The 14,827-nt window shown below is 66.1% G+C and carries 17 protein-coding genes; 10 read left to right on the forward strand and 7 right to left on the reverse strand.

Annotation, left to right across the window (positions count from 1 at the left end; all coding sequences use genetic code 11):
* Together phnH and phnG are read right to left on the reverse strand one after the other, a co-directional pair.
* Positions 1–639, reverse strand: a complete 639-nt coding sequence (gene phnH, locus DVB37_RS21465; RefSeq protein ID WP_120157594.1) for a phosphonate C-P lyase system protein PhnH — start codon at positions 637–639, stop codon at positions 1–3.
* 91 nt (positions 640–730) lie between these two features.
* On the reverse strand, positions 731–1,201 hold the full coding sequence (gene phnG, locus DVB37_RS21470; RefSeq protein ID WP_120156722.1) for a phosphonate C-P lyase system protein PhnG: 471 nt from the start codon (positions 1,199–1,201) through the stop codon (positions 731–733).
* A gap of 195 nt (positions 1,202–1,396) precedes the next feature.
* On the opposite strand from phnG, the gene phnF reads away from it, so the two are divergent.
* From phnF to phnN, 4 genes are all read left to right on the forward strand, one after another.
* Positions 1,397–2,119, forward strand: a complete 723-nt coding sequence (gene phnF, locus DVB37_RS21475; RefSeq protein WP_120156723.1) for a phosphonate metabolism transcriptional regulator PhnF — start codon at positions 1,397–1,399, stop codon at positions 2,117–2,119.
* A 93-nt stretch (positions 2,120–2,212) separates the two neighbouring features.
* Entirely contained in the window at positions 2,213–3,406 is a 1,194-nt protein-coding gene (locus tag DVB37_RS21480) for an alpha-D-ribose 1-methylphosphonate 5-triphosphate diphosphatase (protein ID WP_120156724.1), read from the forward strand.
* Between the two features lie 2 nt (positions 3,407–3,408).
* Positions 3,409–4,152, forward strand: coding sequence for a DUF1045 domain-containing protein (locus tag DVB37_RS21485; protein WP_120156725.1), 744 nt, complete (start codon positions 3,409–3,411; stop codon positions 4,150–4,152).
* A complete protein-coding gene (gene phnN, locus DVB37_RS21490) occupies positions 4,149–4,739 on the forward strand; it encodes a phosphonate metabolism protein/1,5-bisphosphokinase (PRPP-forming) PhnN (RefSeq protein ID WP_120156726.1) in 591 nt (196 codons plus the stop codon). Before DVB37_RS21485 ends, phnN begins: the two co-directional genes overlap by 4 nt.
* On the opposite strand, the gene DVB37_RS21495 is transcribed toward phnN, so the two are convergent.
* Positions 4,736–5,710 (reverse strand): LysR family transcriptional regulator, encoded by a 975-nt coding sequence (locus tag DVB37_RS21495; RefSeq protein WP_046804391.1) that lies wholly within the window; start codon positions 5,708–5,710, stop codon positions 4,736–4,738. The two genes, phnN and DVB37_RS21495, sit on opposite strands and share 4 nt — an antisense overlap.
* A gap of 117 nt (positions 5,711–5,827) precedes the next feature.
* Between DVB37_RS21495 and DVB37_RS21500 the strand changes: the two genes are divergently transcribed.
* The 3 genes from DVB37_RS21500 (at position 5,828) to DVB37_RS21510 (ending at position 9,272) form a co-directional block, all read left to right on the forward strand.
* Positions 5,828–7,663, forward strand: coding sequence for a gamma-glutamyltransferase family protein (locus DVB37_RS21500; protein WP_120156727.1), 1,836 nt, complete (start codon positions 5,828–5,830; stop codon positions 7,661–7,663).
* Between the two features lie 125 nt (positions 7,664–7,788).
* The gene (locus DVB37_RS21505) at positions 7,789–8,763 is read left to right on the forward strand and encodes a tripartite tricarboxylate transporter substrate binding protein (protein ID WP_046804389.1); all 975 of its coding nucleotides are present in this window, start codon (positions 7,789–7,791) and stop codon (positions 8,761–8,763) included.
* Complete coding sequence (locus DVB37_RS21510; protein WP_120156728.1) at positions 8,760–9,272, forward strand: GAF domain-containing protein; 513 nt, start codon at positions 8,760–8,762, stop codon at positions 9,270–9,272. Before DVB37_RS21505 ends, DVB37_RS21510 begins: the two co-directional genes overlap by 4 nt.
* On the opposite strand, the gene phnE is transcribed toward DVB37_RS21510, so the two are convergent.
* The 3 genes from phnE to phnC form a co-directional block, all read right to left on the reverse strand.
* Positions 9,269–10,063, reverse strand: coding sequence for a phosphonate ABC transporter, permease protein PhnE (phnE, locus tag DVB37_RS21515; RefSeq protein ID WP_046804387.1), 795 nt, complete (start codon positions 10,061–10,063; stop codon positions 9,269–9,271). The two genes, DVB37_RS21510 and phnE, sit on opposite strands and share 4 nt — an antisense overlap.
* Before the next feature lie 29 nt (positions 10,064–10,092).
* Positions 10,093–11,076: a phosphonate ABC transporter substrate-binding protein gene (gene phnD / locus DVB37_RS21520; RefSeq protein WP_046804386.1), complete on the reverse strand. Its 984-nt coding sequence runs from the start codon at positions 11,074–11,076 to the stop codon at positions 10,093–10,095.
* A 65-nt stretch (positions 11,077–11,141) separates the two neighbouring features.
* Positions 11,142–11,984, reverse strand: coding sequence for a phosphonate ABC transporter ATP-binding protein (gene phnC, locus DVB37_RS21525; RefSeq protein ID WP_046804385.1), 843 nt, complete (start codon positions 11,982–11,984; stop codon positions 11,142–11,144).
* Between the two features lie 204 nt (positions 11,985–12,188).
* On the opposite strand from phnC, the gene DVB37_RS21530 reads away from it, so the two are divergent.
* The 3 genes from DVB37_RS21530 to DVB37_RS21540 all read left to right on the forward strand — a co-directional run bounded on the left by DVB37_RS21530 (position 12,189) and on the right by DVB37_RS21540 (position 13,955).
* Complete coding sequence (locus DVB37_RS21530) at positions 12,189–12,626, forward strand: GFA family protein (protein ID WP_120157595.1); 438 nt, start codon at positions 12,189–12,191, stop codon at positions 12,624–12,626.
* 602 nt (positions 12,627–13,228) lie between these two features.
* A complete protein-coding gene (gene infA, locus DVB37_RS21535) occupies positions 13,229–13,492 on the forward strand; it encodes a translation initiation factor IF-1 (protein ID WP_006221179.1) in 264 nt (87 codons plus the stop codon).
* A 175-nt stretch (positions 13,493–13,667) separates the two neighbouring features.
* A complete protein-coding gene (locus DVB37_RS21540) occupies positions 13,668–13,955 on the forward strand; it encodes a hypothetical protein (protein ID WP_046804383.1) in 288 nt (95 codons plus the stop codon).
* A 33-nt stretch (positions 13,956–13,988) separates the two neighbouring features.
* On the opposite strand, the gene DVB37_RS21545 is transcribed toward DVB37_RS21540, so the two are convergent.
* Entirely contained in the window at positions 13,989–14,810 is an 822-nt protein-coding gene (locus tag DVB37_RS21545; protein ID WP_120157596.1) for a peptidoglycan DD-metalloendopeptidase family protein, read from the reverse strand.
* Between the last annotated feature and the right edge of the window lie 17 nt (positions 14,811–14,827).

Below are 14,827 nucleotides of genomic sequence, written 5' to 3' on the forward strand. Positions count from 1 at the left end.
TCAGTTCTCCACGCGCGTGGTGCGCGGCAATCCACAGATCCGCTCGCCTTGCGTCAGGAACACGTCGACGCCCAGCGGGAAACGTTGGTGGTTCAGGCGCCATTCGCGCCAAAAGCCGTCGGGCAAGCCCGCTACCGACAGCGCGTGACAGGTCTTGATGCCGGGGCCGCCGAGGCTGACGGTGTCATGCGCGGCGTTCATAACGCCGTCGTCGGCCAGCGCGTCGACGTCGATCAGCAACGTGGTGGACAGGTCGGGATACGCCGGGTCGCCCGCATGGCAGGCCGACAGCGCGGGCGCGGCGTGGCCGGACGGCACGGCGGCAAAGCGAGCCAGCGACGGCGACGGCACGAAGGGGCATCCGCAGTGAAAGCGCAGGAACGTCACGACGTCCTCGTTCACGCCGGGCGGCAACCACAGCGGGGTGTCACCGTCCACCAGCGTCAGCAGCAACGCCGTCATCGCCATCGAAAGCCCGGCAGGCACGCCGGTGCGCGCGGTGATCCGCTGGATGCGACCGGGATGCGCCAACGCACGCAACGCGGCGCGGAAGGTGGTTTGCGCATCGTTGACGGGGTTGGCAAACCCGGGCAACAAGCCGCGCCGCGCGGCGGGCGCGGCGTCGGTGCGGATCGGCATCGCCTGGGCTTGCAGGTCCTGTGCTTGCGCGCTGTGTGCTTGCAGGCTTTGTGCTTGCAGGCTTTGTGCCTGCATGGTCTGTGTCGGCATGTCAGTCCTCGCCCCGCACCATCGTGAAGAATTCGACCTTGGTTTGCGCGGCCACGCGGGCCTGGGCATCGACCTTGTCGGCATGCGCCCGCGCCAGCGGCTGGATCACTTGTGCATCCACCGTGTCGTGCCATTCGGGCAGTTGCAGCAGCGCATCGGCCACGGCGGCCTGTTCGGCGTGCCGGGCGCTGCGCCCCTGCACATAGGCCATGCCCACCACGCCGTCGGCCAGCATGACGGCGCAACGTGTCACCGTCATTTCGCCAAGGTTGAAGCGCGCCCCGGTGCCGCCGCTACGCGCCCGCACCATCGCCATGCCGGTCTGCGCGGGCCGCAGCATCTGGTGGGCGGGTACGCCGCCCAACCCTCTTAAAGCGCCTTCCAGCGCGGCCGGGTCGGCCAACGACAGCACGCGCATCCAGGCGGCACGCCTGGCGTTCGCCGCGTTCTGCCCTGCTTGTGAGTGATCCATTATTTCCTCTACACGTCTAGACGACTGGATGAAGTATGATCGCTGACAAATTGAAGTTCAACAGTCTGGCGTGAATTTTTGATGACAGTTGCGGCGGCGATGCATCGGCTGCACATCGCCTACCCGGCCGCCGCCGCATGGTGCACAATCACAGCCATTCTTCATGAAGCTGATGTGACAGCAAGAGCGCACCCTATGGTCGAACGAGGTTCCGGCATCGCCGTCTGGCGGCAAATTGGCGAGTCCCTGGCGGACGACATCCGCAACAAGCTCTATATGGCGGGCGAACAGCTGCCGTCCGAGCCCGAACTGGCCGCCAAGTTTTCAGTCAACCGGCACACCATCCGCCGCGCCATGGGCGAGCTTGAGCAAAGCGGGCTGGTGCGCATCGAACAGGGCCGCGGCACGTTCGTGCAAGAACACGCCATTGATTACGCCATCGGCAAGCGCACGCGCTTTTCCGAAAACCTGCGTAGCCAGGGCGTGCTGGGCCACCAGGAGGCGCTGGGCAGCCAGACGCTGCGCGCCGCCGATATCGCCAAGCACCTGGGCCTGGCTCGCACGGCGCCGCTGTTGCGCGTGCAGATTGTTGGCAAGGCCGAAAACCGAACCATCAGTACCTCTGAACACTACTTCGACGAAAAGCGCTTTCCCGATTTTGCCGACCGGCTGACCGCGCTGCGCTCGGTGTCGAAGGTGTATGGCCACTACGGCATTGGCGACTACACGCGCAAGTGGTCGCGCATTACCGCCACACTACCCACGCCCGAAACCGCGCGCTTGCTGGGTCAGCCCAAAACGCGGCCCATCCTGCAAGTGGAAGCCTTGAACGTGGACCAGGAGGGCGCGCCGTTGCAATACAGCATCACCCGCTTTGTCGGCGACCTGGTGCAGCTGATGGTGGCGGACGACAGCTGATCGGCCGGCTCGCCGTGCCGCGCACCGGCGCGGAAAATGCAATATCAATCATCTAGACATCTGGCTGTCATGCTAGACCGATAACTTGGCGCAATGAACTCACACGCCCCCTCGCCCCTGGCCGGTGTCACAGGCCAACGCATCCTGACGCCGCGCGGCGTTGAACAGGCCAGCCTGCGCTTTCAAGGCGGACTGATCGACGACGGCGCAAGCGCCCCCGCGCGCGGCGCGCCGTGGTTCGACGCCGGCCGCCTGCTGGTGCTGCCCGGCATCGTGGACTTGCACGGCGACGCGTTTGAACGCGCCATCATGCCGCGCCCCAGTGTCACCTTTCCGTATGACAGCGCGTTGTTCGATGTCGACCGCCAGTTGCTGGCCAACGGCATCACCACCGAATTCCATGGCGTGACCCTGTCCTGGGAAGGCGGCCTGCGCGGCGAAGCCTATGCCGAACGCATGTTCGACGCGCTGGAGCGCATGAAGCCGATGATGGGCGCACGGCATTATGTGCACCTGCGTTTTGAAACCCACCACATCGGCGGCGTGGACCTGGCGCAGCAGTGGATTCGCGATGGCCGGGTGCGCTTTCTGGCGTTGAACGATCACCTGCCCAGCATGGCGCGCCGTCTTGGCGATGAACGCAAGCTGATGCAGTACGCAGACCGCGCGCAGTGCGATCTGGACGCCTTCCAGCAACGCATCCGCGCCGCGATGTCGGCGGCCGATTCCGTGGCGGACGCCATGCGTGACCTGGCGCTGTGCGCGCAGGCCGCGGGCCTGAAGGTGGCCTCGCACGACGACCCCGACGCCGCCACGCGCCGCTACTACCACCAGCTGGGTTGCGGCGTGGCCGAATTTCCGCTGACCCGCGAAGCCGCCTGCGTCGCCCGCGATCTGGGCAACGCCGTGGTCTTCGGCGCGCCCAACGTCGTGCGCGGCGGCAGCCATACGGGCGCGCCGGGCGCCACCCAGATGATCCAGGCCGGGCTGTGCGACGTGTTGACGTCCGACTACTACTACCCCGCGCCGCTGGCCGCCGTGATGCGGCTGGTGCAGGACGGCGTGTTGCCCCTGGCGCAGGCCTGGAACCTGGTGTCGATGAACCCCGCGCGCGCCGCCGGCCTGAAAGACCGGGGCGCCTTGGCGCCGGGCCTGATCGCCGACGCCATCGTGGTGGACGACCATCTGCCGGGACTGCCGCGCGTGGTGGCCGCCATAGTCGGCGGCGAACTGCGCTATGCCACGCGGGTCTTCGGCGACGATCACAGCCAACGCATGGCGGCCTGACCATGGCGCTTGCGCATCGCTACGCCCTGTACCTGTCGCCCGCCAAACCCTGGCGCGATGTTGGCAGCCGCTGGCTGGGACGCTGCGCCGACACGGGCGCGGCGCTGCCGCCCCTGCCGGGCATGCCATCCGCCGCGCGCGACTGGACTGCCGCGCCACGCCATTACGGCCTGCATGCCACGCTGAAGCCGCCCTTTCGCCTGGCATCGGGCGCGACCCCGCAGGCGCTGGACGACGCGGCTCGCACGCTTGCGCGCGGTTTCGCGCCTTTTAGCGTCATGTTGGAATGCGCCAGGCTGCGCGGCTTCCTGGCCTGGCGCATCGCGCAGGCGGATGCCGTTGGCCACAGCCGCATCCAGGCCTTGGCGGACGCGGCCGTGCGCGATCTTGACGCCCTGCGTGCGCCCCCCACCGCCGACGAACTGGCAAGGCGCCAGGCCACTGCGTTGACGCCCGCGCAGCAAGCCATGTTGGCGCGCTGGGGCTACCCCTATGTCTTCGATACGTACACGTTCCACATCACGCTGACCGGCAAGTTGGAAGGCGACGCGCTGGCCGCGGCGCAACACAGCGTGGCCGCCTTTGCCGAGCCGTTGCGCGGGCAGGCCATGCCCGTGTCTGGCGTCAGCCTGTTCGTGCAGCCGGAGCCGGGTGCGGATTTCGTCGCCGCGCGCCACTACCATTTCGACGGCGCGCAAACAGACGCCATCGGCGTGCAGGCCTTGCAAGGCGCCCCCGCGCCATGACCGGGCCCGCACCGGTTCCGCCGCCGGCTTGCGGCGCGCGGCTGATCTACTTGATGGGCGCATCGGGCAGCGGCAAGGACACGCTGCTGCGTCGTGTGCGCGCCCAATTGCACGCGCATGAACCCGTGCTGGTGGCGCACCGCTACATCACGCGCGACAGCGGCGCCACGGAAGACGCGCTGTCTTTGACGCCTGACGAATTCGACCGCCGCGCGGCCTTGGGTTGCTTTGCGATGCGTTGGGCCAGCCACGGGCTGCAATACGGCATCGGCATCGAAATCGACACCTGGCTGGCGTGTGGCGCGGTGGTGATCGTGAACGGTTCGCGCGCGCACCTGCCCATCGCGCACGCGCGCTATCCCGCGTTGACGGCGGTAGCGCTGACCGTTGCCCCGGCGCTGCTTGCGCAGCGGCTGGCGGGCCGGGGCCGTGAAAGCGGCGAGCAGATCGCACAACGGCTGGCACGCGCGTCGCAGGACTACGCGGTGCCGGCGCAGTGCGTGATACGGCGCGTCAGCAACGATGCCGACCCCGATGTGGCGGCCGCCGAGTTGCTGGACATCGTGCGGCGAACAATCGCCGTTTAGGCCGGAGCCGGGGCCGCCCCCGTACCAATGGACGCCCCCGCGTCGCCGCACAGGTCCAGCAGGATCTCCGAAAACCGTTCCTCGGCCGCCAGCACCTGATCGCGTTTGCGTCGGATCAGGTTGATGGGCGGCAGTTCCCACCCGAAGTCCCAGGGCGGCATGCCCAGCTTTCCGCGCTGGCAAAGCTCGCGCGCGATGTCTTCCGGCACCACGGATATCAGCGTTTCGTTCATCGTCAACATGCCTTCGATGACATCCGTGGAATAGGCTTCCAGCACGGGGGACGGCGGCCGCAATCCCGCGCGGATGAAGTGTTCAACGATCAATTGCCGCGTGGGGGTGTTGGCGGCGGGCAGCACCCAATCCATGGCGGCGACAGCGGCCCAATCCGGCTTGCGCCGCGCCAGCCGTTGCGCCAGCCTGCTGTGGGCGATCAGGCGCGGCCGCTGGCGGTACAGGACCTTGTGCATCAGGTCGTCCAGCGCCACGGTGGACGTGGCCCGGCTGATGATGCAATCCAGCTCGTGGCGGCGCAGCATGGGCACCAGGTGGTCCGTGGTCGCGCGATGCAGGGTCAACGTGACGCCATAACGCTGATGCAGGCGGCTGATGGCGGCGGTCAGCAAGGCGCTGGACACGTAGGGCACCACGCCCACGTTCAGGTGCGCGGAATGGCCGGCATGCAGCGCCTGGACTTCGCGCGCCCATAGGTCCAGGTCGCTTTGCAGGTGGCGCGCGCGCACCAGCGCCAGGTTGCCCAGCGGCGTGGGCAACAGGCCACGACCGCTGCGCAGAAACAGCGGCCCGCCGAAAATATCTTCAAGTTCGGCCAGCGCCTTGGTGACGGCGGGCTGGCTGATGCCGGTAGCCGCCGCCACACGAGTCAGGGACCCATGCCGGGCAATGTTGGCCAGCAGGGCCAGATGGCGGTGCTTCAGTCGATTGGACAGTCGGGTGGGGTCCCAGCTCATGCGGTACTCGGTGGCGTTCTATAACCAGACGGTTATTGAATCATGCCCATAAAGATGATTCCAGTTATTTCACGACCCTATACTGCGGTCGTTCCCCGCCTGTCACCGAGCCGCCCCATGAGCGCATCCTTTACCACCCGTCCTGAAATTCGCGGCACCTTTGGTGTTGTGTCGTCCACACATTGGCTGGCGTCGCAGGTAGCCATGGGCGTGCTGGAACGCGGCGGCAACGCCTACGACGCGGCCGTGGCCGGCGGCTTCACGCTGCAAATCGTCGAGCCCCACCTGAATGGCCCGGGCGGCGAAGTGCCCATCCTGCTCTGGAACGAAAACGAAAAGCGCATGCGCGCGCTGTGCGGCCAGGGGCCCGCGCCCGCGCTGGCCACGCCGGCCGCGTTCCGCGCGCTGGGCGTGGAGATGGTGCCCGGCATCGGGCTGCTGCCGGCCACCGTGCCTGGCGCGTTCGGCGCCTGGCTGACGTTGCTGCGCGACTACGGCACGTGGGAATTGGCCGACGTCTTGCGCCCCGCCGTCGATTACGCCCGCAACGGCTTCCCGCTGGTGCCGCGCGTGTCGCAGGCCGTGCTGGCCGTGCAGGCGCTGTTTCGTGATGAATGGACCACCTCGCGCGACGTCTGGATGCCCGACGGCCGCGTACCCGCGCCCGATTCGCTGTTCTGCACGCCCGCCATCGCCGACACGTACACGCGCATCCTGGACGAGGCGCACGCCGCCAGCACCGACCGGCGCGGGCGCATCGACGCCGCGCTGGACTGCTGGTATCGCGGCTTTGTGGCCGATGCCATCGACGCCTACTACACCAATGAGCCGGTGCGCGACACCACGGGGCAGCGCAACCGTGGCCTGCTGCGCAAGTCCGATCTGGCCGATTGGCGCGCCACCTACGACGAGCCTGTTACCACCCAGTACGGCCGCTACACCGTGGCCAAGTGCGGCGTGTGGTCGCAAGGGCCGGTGCATTTGCAGCAGCTGGCAATGCTGCGGCATCTGGGCATGGACGGGCTGGACCCGACCTCGCCGCAATTCGTGCACCGCATTGCCGAAGCCGCCAAGCTGGCCTTCGCGGACCGCGCCGCCTGGTATGGCGACCCCGACTTCACCCCGGTGCCGCTGGCCGCGCTGTTAAGCGACGCCTATGCCCGCGAACGCGCGGCATTGATCGGCACCAACGCGTCGCCCGATTTCCGCCCCGGCAGCCCGGCCGGCCTGGCGCCCCGCCTGCCGGACCTGGACGCCGCGGCCCGCACGCTGGCCGCCTCGGACACCCGCTTTGGCGTGGGCGAACCCACGTTCGCAGCCTTGCCGCCCGTGGCCGAATGGGCCGCGCGCGAGATATTCGTGGGCGACACCTGCCAGATCGACGTGATTGACCGCGACGGCAACATGGTGGCCGCCACGCCGTCGGGCGGCTGGCTATCGTCCAGCCCGGTCGTGCCGGGCCTGGGCTTTCCGCTGACGACCCGTTTGCAGATGACCTGGCTGGACGATGGCGTGCCCGGCCAGCTGCAACCGGGCAAGCGCCCTTGCACGACGCTGTCGCCAGGCCTGGTGCTGCGCGACGGGCAACCTTATATGGCGTTCGGCACGCCGGGCGGCGACCAGCAGGACCAATGGACGGTGGCGTTCTTCTTGCGTCACGCCATGGGCATGAATTTGCAGGAAGCCATCGACGCGCCGTCCTGGCACATCGATCACTTCCCGGGATCGTTCTGGCCACGCACGCAAACGCTGAACCGCCTGACGGTGGAATCGCGTCTGCCCGAGGCCACCATCGACGCGCTGCGCGCGGCGGGCCACGACGTCAAGGTCGGCCCCGCGTGGTCCGAAGGGCGCATCAGCGCGTGCACGCGTGAACCGGGCATGGGCGGCGGCTTGCTGCTGCGCGCGGGGGCCAACCCGCGCGGCATGCAGGGGTACGCCGTTGGCCGGTGACAACAGGCGGCATTGAACACGCATACGCAAACCACAAACCGCAAACCGCAAACCCCATTCACGAATCACATCCACTTTTTCAAACAGCCGGCGTCCAGACCGGCACTTACACAGGGGTAATCACCATGAAACTGTCTTTCCAACGACTGATGCGCGTGTGCGCGCTAGGCCTGGCCCTCGCCACGCCCGCCTTGTCCCAGGCCGCCTGGCCTGAAAAGCCGATCACGCTGATCGTGCCGTGGGCCGCGGGCGGGTCCACCGACATTCTGGCGCGCGTGCTGTCCGAAGGGCTGACGCAATCGCTGGGCCAACCGGTCATCGTGGAAAACCGGTCGGGCGCGTCCGGCAACATCGGCACCACCTTCGTGGCGCGCGCCAAGCCGGACGGCTACACGCTGCTGGTGGGCTCGATGAGCACGCACACGATGAACCAGGCGCTGTATTCCAACATGCCGTTCGATGGTGTCAAGGACTTCACGCCCATCGCAGAACTGGCGCTGGTGACGAACACGATGGTGGTGCACCCCTCGGTGCCCGTCAGCAACGTGAAGGAATTCATCGCCTACGTGAAAGACCGCCCGGATGCGGTGGCCTATGCCTCGGCCGGCCAAGGGTCGACCAACCACCTGAGCGCCGCGCTGTTCGAGAAAGCCGCCGGCGTGAAGATGATGCACATCCCCTATCGTGGCGGCGCGCCCGCGGTGCTGGACACCGTGGCCGGTCGTACGCAGGTGCTGTTCAGCGCCGGCACGCAAACCCTGCCGCACGTGCAGTCGGGCAAGCTGAAGCTGTTGGCCGTGACCGAAGAAAACCGTTCGCCGCTGTTGCCCGAGGTACCGACCGTGGCCGAAACGCTGCCGGGCTATGAGCTGTCGGTGTGGTACGGCGCGTTCGGCCCGGCCGGCATGCCGCCGGAGCTGACCGCGCGCCTGAACCGCGAGATCAACCTGATCCTCAAGCGCCCCGACGTCATCAAGAAGATGGGCGACATGGGCGTGCTGCTGACGGAAACAACGCCCGAGCAGTTCGGCCAGATCCTGGCGCGCGATGCCGACAAGTACGGCAAGCTGATCAAGGAACTGGGGATCACGGCGGAATGAACGCCACGCCGACTTCCGTGACGCCGGCGGCAGCCGGCGTGTCGGCCATTGCACAAGCCTACGCCGCCGCGGATGCGACGGCGGCCTTGCAGGCCATAGACGCCTACGCCCATGGCCGGCTTGAACATGCCTTGTGCACCGTCAACCGCTTTGACGCCGACACCATGCGCGTGGTGCGCTTGTACAGCTCGAACCCCAACGCCTATCCGCCGGGCGGCAGCAAGGACAAGCGCGGCACGCCGTGGGGCCAGCACGTGCTGCTGGACCAGCGCGTGTTCGTGGGCGAAGGCGAAGCCGCCATCCGCGAATTCTTCAACGACCACGACGCCATCCGCGAACTGGGCCTGCAATCGGTCATCAACGTGCCGGTGTCGTATGACGGGGTTTGCCTGGGCACCGTCAACTTCCTGATGCCGCGCCCCAGGGTGTCGGACGCGGATATCGACCACGCTAGGCTGGCGGGCCTGTTGGCCCTGCCCGCCCTGCTGGCGCTACGCCGCACCGACTAGATCAGCGCGCGCCGGATGCGCGAGGACAACATGTCTATGGCCACCACGAAGGCCACGATGATGATCATCACCGCGCAGGTTTCGGCGTAGCGGAAGCTGCGGATGATTTCCCACAGCACCGTGCCGATGCCGCCCGCGCCCACGATGCCGACCACCGAGGCCGAGCGCACGTTGGATTCAAAGCGGTACAGCGAATACGAGATCCACAGCGGCAACACTTGCGGGATCACGCCGTACACGATTTCTTCCAACGCGTTGGCCCCGGTGGCGCGCACGCCTTCGACCGGACGCGGATCGATGGCTTCAACGGCTTCCGAGAACAGCTTGGCCAGCACGCCGGTGGTGTGCACCCACAAGGCCAGCACGCCCGCGAACGGACCCAGGCCCACGGCCACGATGAACAGCATCGCGAACACCATTTCATTGATGGCGCGGCACGCGTCCATCAGGCGTCGCATGGGCTGGTAGACCCACGCCGGCACCATGTTCGACGAACACAGCAGACCCAGCGGCACGGCCACCACGATGGCCAGGAACGTGCCCCACACCGCGATCTGCACGGTGACGATCATCTCGTCCAGGTACATGCGCCAGTCGCGGAAATTCGGCGGGAAGAAGTCGGCGGCAAACTGCGCCATGTTGCCCGAGTCGCGCAACAGATCCATCGGCCGCATGTCCGCGCCGCCCCATGACATCACCAGCAGTGCAAGAACAAAGGCCCAGACCAGCAAGACCGGCAGCGAAGAACGCGGCGCGGTGGGCAGGCGAGGGGAATGGGTGGCTAGGCTCATGGCGGTCCGATGGATGGCGATCAGGAAAGTTATTGCTTGGCGACGGCGGGTTGGCCCAGCGCGGCCAGCTTGCCGTCCAGGTCGGCCAACTGCTTTTGCTTTTCGGCCTGGCCCAGCGTGCTGTCGCCTTCTACCTTGGCCTTTTCACGGGCCAATTCGATCTGGCGGATGGGCACGAGCTGCTGGTTATCCGACGCGCGGAAGCCCTGGTACGTCAGCGCCTTCAGGTTGGCCAATTCGCGCTGGGCGTCCTTGCCCTTGCCGTAGTTGACGAAGAAGTCGCGGATGCGGCCCTTCAGGTCGGCCGGCAGGTCCGAGCGCATGACCAGCGGATCAGCCGGAATCAACGGCGACTTCCACAGCACGCGCACGCTGTCGTTGGCGTCCTTGCCCGTATTCAGGCGATAGCGCTCCAGCGCTTCCGTGTTGTTGACGGCAACATCCACCTGCTTGTTGATGACCGACAGCAGATTGGTTTCGTGGTTGCTGGCGCGCACCGTCTTGAAGAACGTCTTGGGTTCGATCTTGTTGGCGGCCCACAGGTAGTACCCGGGCACGGCGGTGCCGGACGTGGAGTTGGGGTCGCCCGCGCCGTAGCTCAGCTTGCCGCCGTTTTTCAGCACGTCGTCCAGCGTCTTCAGGTTGCTGTCCTTGTTGACGATCAGCAGCGACCAATAGCCGGGGTTGCCGTCCTTGTCGATCACCGACGCGAACACTTCGCCCTTGGCGCGGTCCACCGCTTCAATCGCCGACTTGTTGCCGAACCAGCCCATCTGCACCTTGTTAAAGCGCATGCCTTCGATGATGCCCGCGTAGTCCGAGGCGAAGAAGGGTTTGACCGGCACGCCGATGGCGCGGCTCAGGTCGTCGATGACGGGCTGCCAAACCGACTTCAGGTTGGTCGACGATTCGGTCGAGATGATGCCGAAGTTCAACGTCTTGGCGTCTTGCGCGACGGCCTGGGTGGACAGCGCGGCGGCGGCGATCAGGGTAAAGAAGGTTCTGCGTAGCATGGATGACTCCGGAGTGGATACGGTGAAAAGGCCGTGGGGTCGCGGCGTTGCAATCAAGGATCGGATCAGGCGGCGTGCGCCAACCGCGACAGCGGCGCCAGCGCCGGCATGGCGGGCGACTGCTGCGTGTATTCGGGAAGCAGCTCGGACAGTTCTGAGCCGTACAGGTCGCGCAGCATTTCGGGGGTCAGGTCGGCGGCGCGGCCGTCGTACACCACCTTGCCGTGGCGCAACGCCACTACGCGCGGGCAGTAGCGCAACGCGACATCCACCTGATGCAACGACACCACCACCGCCACCTTGCGCGTGCGGTTGATGTGGGCCAGCGTGTCCATTACGCGGCGCGACGATTCGGGGTCCAGCGATGCGATGGGTTCGTCGGCCAGGATCACGCGCGCGTTCTGCACCAGCGTGCGGGCAATGGCGGCGCGCTGCTGCTGCCCGCCGGACAGCGTCGAGGCGCGCTGAAATGCGTAGTCGTCTATACCAACCTGGGCAAGCGCATCCAGGCCCTGACGCACTTCGGCGCGCAGGAACCAGCGGGTCAGGCTGCGCCACAGCGGCACGCGCGGCAACATTCCGGTCAACACATTGGTAATCACCGGCAGGCGGCCCACCAGGTTGAATTGCTGAAACACAAAGCCGATGCCGGCGCGCGCGGCGCGCACGTTGCGGCTTAGCCGGCCATGCTGCTGAATAAGCTGACCGTTGACGGTCACGCTGCCCTGGCCCGCATCCCCGGCCACAAAGCCGGCCAGATGGCGCAGCAAGGTGGACTTGCCCGAACCGGACGCGCCCAGCAGCGCCACCATTTCGCCGTCGGCGACTTGCAGGCTGACGTTGTCCAGCGCCTTGGCCCCGGCATGGAAGGTCTTGCTCAAGCCCTGTACTTCAATGGCGACCGTCATCGCTGATCCCCTTGTCTGTGGTCATGGGCGCATTCTGTTTTCGCGGCATGACAGCGCGATGACCCGGCGGACAATTCGGATGGGATAAAAACCGGGGTCAGCAACGCACTGAAAGAGATCCGTCACAATCGCCGCCGCCGACGGCTTGCAGCCTGGGTCGGCGCGGGTATATTCAGGAAATCCCCCACTCGCTTGGCGCTCATCATGATTACCGGTTCCTGCCTGTGCGGCCGCGTGGCTTACGAGATCAACGGCCCCCTCACCAACGCCCTGAATTGCCACTGCATCATGTGCCGCAAGTCCCACGGCGCGGCTTTCCGCAGCCGCGCTTCGGTGCAAGTGTCTGATTTCAAATGGACCAAGGGCGAAAACCACGTCACCTGGTATGCCTCGTCACCCGGCAGTTATCGCGGTTTTTGCGAAGCTTGCGGCACGCCTTTGCTAAGCCGCTTTGATCAGACGCCCGACACCTATGGCCTGCCGCTGGGCGCGCTGGACGACGACCCGGGCGTCAAGCCCGCCGCCCACTGCCACGTGGCCAGCAAGGCGCCATGGTTCGACATCACAGACGACCTGCCGCAATACCCGGACGACTTCCCCGGCGTAGTCGAACCGGACGCGCAGGCGCAAAACGTCAGCTAGGCATTGAAGCGGCGCGATTTGCCCCCATAAATAGAGCAGACCGCGCGGGCTTGCGTGTTTGCCCCCGGGGCGCCCATGAGTCGTCCAGCAGCAACTATCGCGGCTTTGCCGCAGATAAATACTGGCTAATCGGCGCGCTTTGCAGTAACATAAGTCCGTGATTTTTCCGCAAAAACCGGGCTTCGGTCACTCTGCGTGCCAACCTGTACTCCTTCGGGTCACCCCCCAAGATACCCAGGCTGCCCCCGGTTTGGTTGAACCTTGCCGGGCGACCTTCCTACTGTCGGCGACGTCACGACTGTCCCACGCGCCGCAGCCCTCTGCGCCGCAAGGCACGCAGCAAAAGTTCCAACCCGCTTCTTCCGGTGCTGTGCACTTGCACGGTATCGCGACCAAGCCGCGCCGTGCGCGCACATTGCCCACGCTGCGCGAGTATCCGTCATTTCAGACATCCACCCGGGATGCCGTGGCCATTACCCGCGCTTGCCCGAACGTTTTACGTTCAACCGCTGGACCTGGTTATCTGTGTCCAACGCGCTTGCCGCTTCGTGCGGCGCGTCATGCCGCCGGCCTGGCTGCGCGTATTGATCAAGGAGTAGAGAATGGCTAAAGAAGAACTCATCGAATTGGATGGCATTGTTGACGAAGTGCTGCCCGATAGCCGCTACCGCGTCAAACTGGACAACGGCATCGAAGTTGGCGCTTACGCCTCCGGCCGTATCCGCAAGCACCGCATCCGCATCCTGGCGGGCGATCGCGTCACCCTGGAAATGTCGCCGTATGACCTGACCAAGGGCCGCATCAACTTCCGTCACAAAGACGAGCGCGCACCCGCGCCGCACCGTCCCCAGCAATACCGCCGTTAAGTCAGGACCTCAGGGCCGGCCACAAGGCCGGCTCCCTGTCTTTATGTCGCACCGGTCCGGGGCCTTACCGCCCTTAAGGCCAAACCGCGACATGCCGTAATGCGTGGAACGTCCGTTCGTGAAAAAATGGCAACCCGGTCAGGCGCAATGTCTGGCGGGATACGCATGAAGCAAGATGGATTTCACAGAAGAATTGCAAGCCGCTGCTGACCAGCTTTCCCGGACGCGAAGAAAATTCGCCAAAGGGGAGGAAGGGCTGCGCCTGCTGCGTCAATCGCGCGAGGCGTTCATCAACAGCCTGCGCAACACCGGCCTGACCTACGCCGAAGCCAAGATCAAGTACGACAACTGCCTGGACGAACAGGAAGCCGAACAGCTTCATGTGCGCCAGCAGATGGAATATGCCGAGCGCATGCATCAGTTCGTGCTGAACAAAATCGCGCAGCAGGCCGCCACGGCGTAACGCGCCGGCCGGGCAGCCACGCCCGGCGGTGCATCAGGGCTTGAACGCCCCGATGAAAATGGCGGGATCGACCCGCGCATCGTTCAGGCTGACATTCCAGTGCAGGTGTGGCCCGGTGGCGCGCCCGGTGGCGCCGACCTTGCCCACCACGCCGCCACGCGGCACCTCATCCCCCACCTTCACGTCAATGGCCGACATGTGGCAGAACATGCTGATGAAGCCCTGGCCGTGGTCGACGAACACCGTCTTGCCGTTGAAGAAATAATCCCCCACCAACACCACCACACCCGCCGCCGGCGACTTGATCGGCGTGCCCGCGGGCACGGCAAAGTCCAGGCCCGAATGCGGGTTGCGTTCCTGCCCGTTGAAAAAGCGGCGCAGCCCGAACGGGCTGGATAGACGGCCACCGCTTACCGGGCGGTCCAGCAACAGGTTGCTGGGCGTGACGCCGGCGCGGTAGGTCCGGTTGGCCGCGCTTTGCTCGGCCATTTCGCGTTCGATGCGCTTCATGTCGTCCGGGTTGGGGTCGACCTGACGCGGATTCTTCAAGGTGATGTGCTGCGCCACGTATTCCTTGGTGCCCACCGAGAACGACACCTTGCGTTCGCCGTTGGCATCGCGCACCACGGCCTGCTGCTCGCCCGGTTTGACGCTAAGCGGAATGCCAAGCACGGCGATCCACTGCTTGCCCTCTTCGCGCACCACCATCACGCGGCGGTCCAGGAAGGTGACCTCGGGCGCGCGGTCGGCATCGCCCAGCGGCAGGATGGCGACGCCGCCCGGCACGGGCGCGTTCAGCTTGCGTGAAATAAAGCCTTGCTGCGTGGCGGCGCGCGCCGGCAGGCCGCAAGCCATGGCCGCCACCGCAAGGC

The organism is Achromobacter sp. B7 (assembly GCF_003600685.1).
GTDB classification, from domain to species: domain Bacteria; phylum Pseudomonadota; class Gammaproteobacteria; order Burkholderiales; family Burkholderiaceae_B; genus Achromobacter; species Achromobacter spanius_B.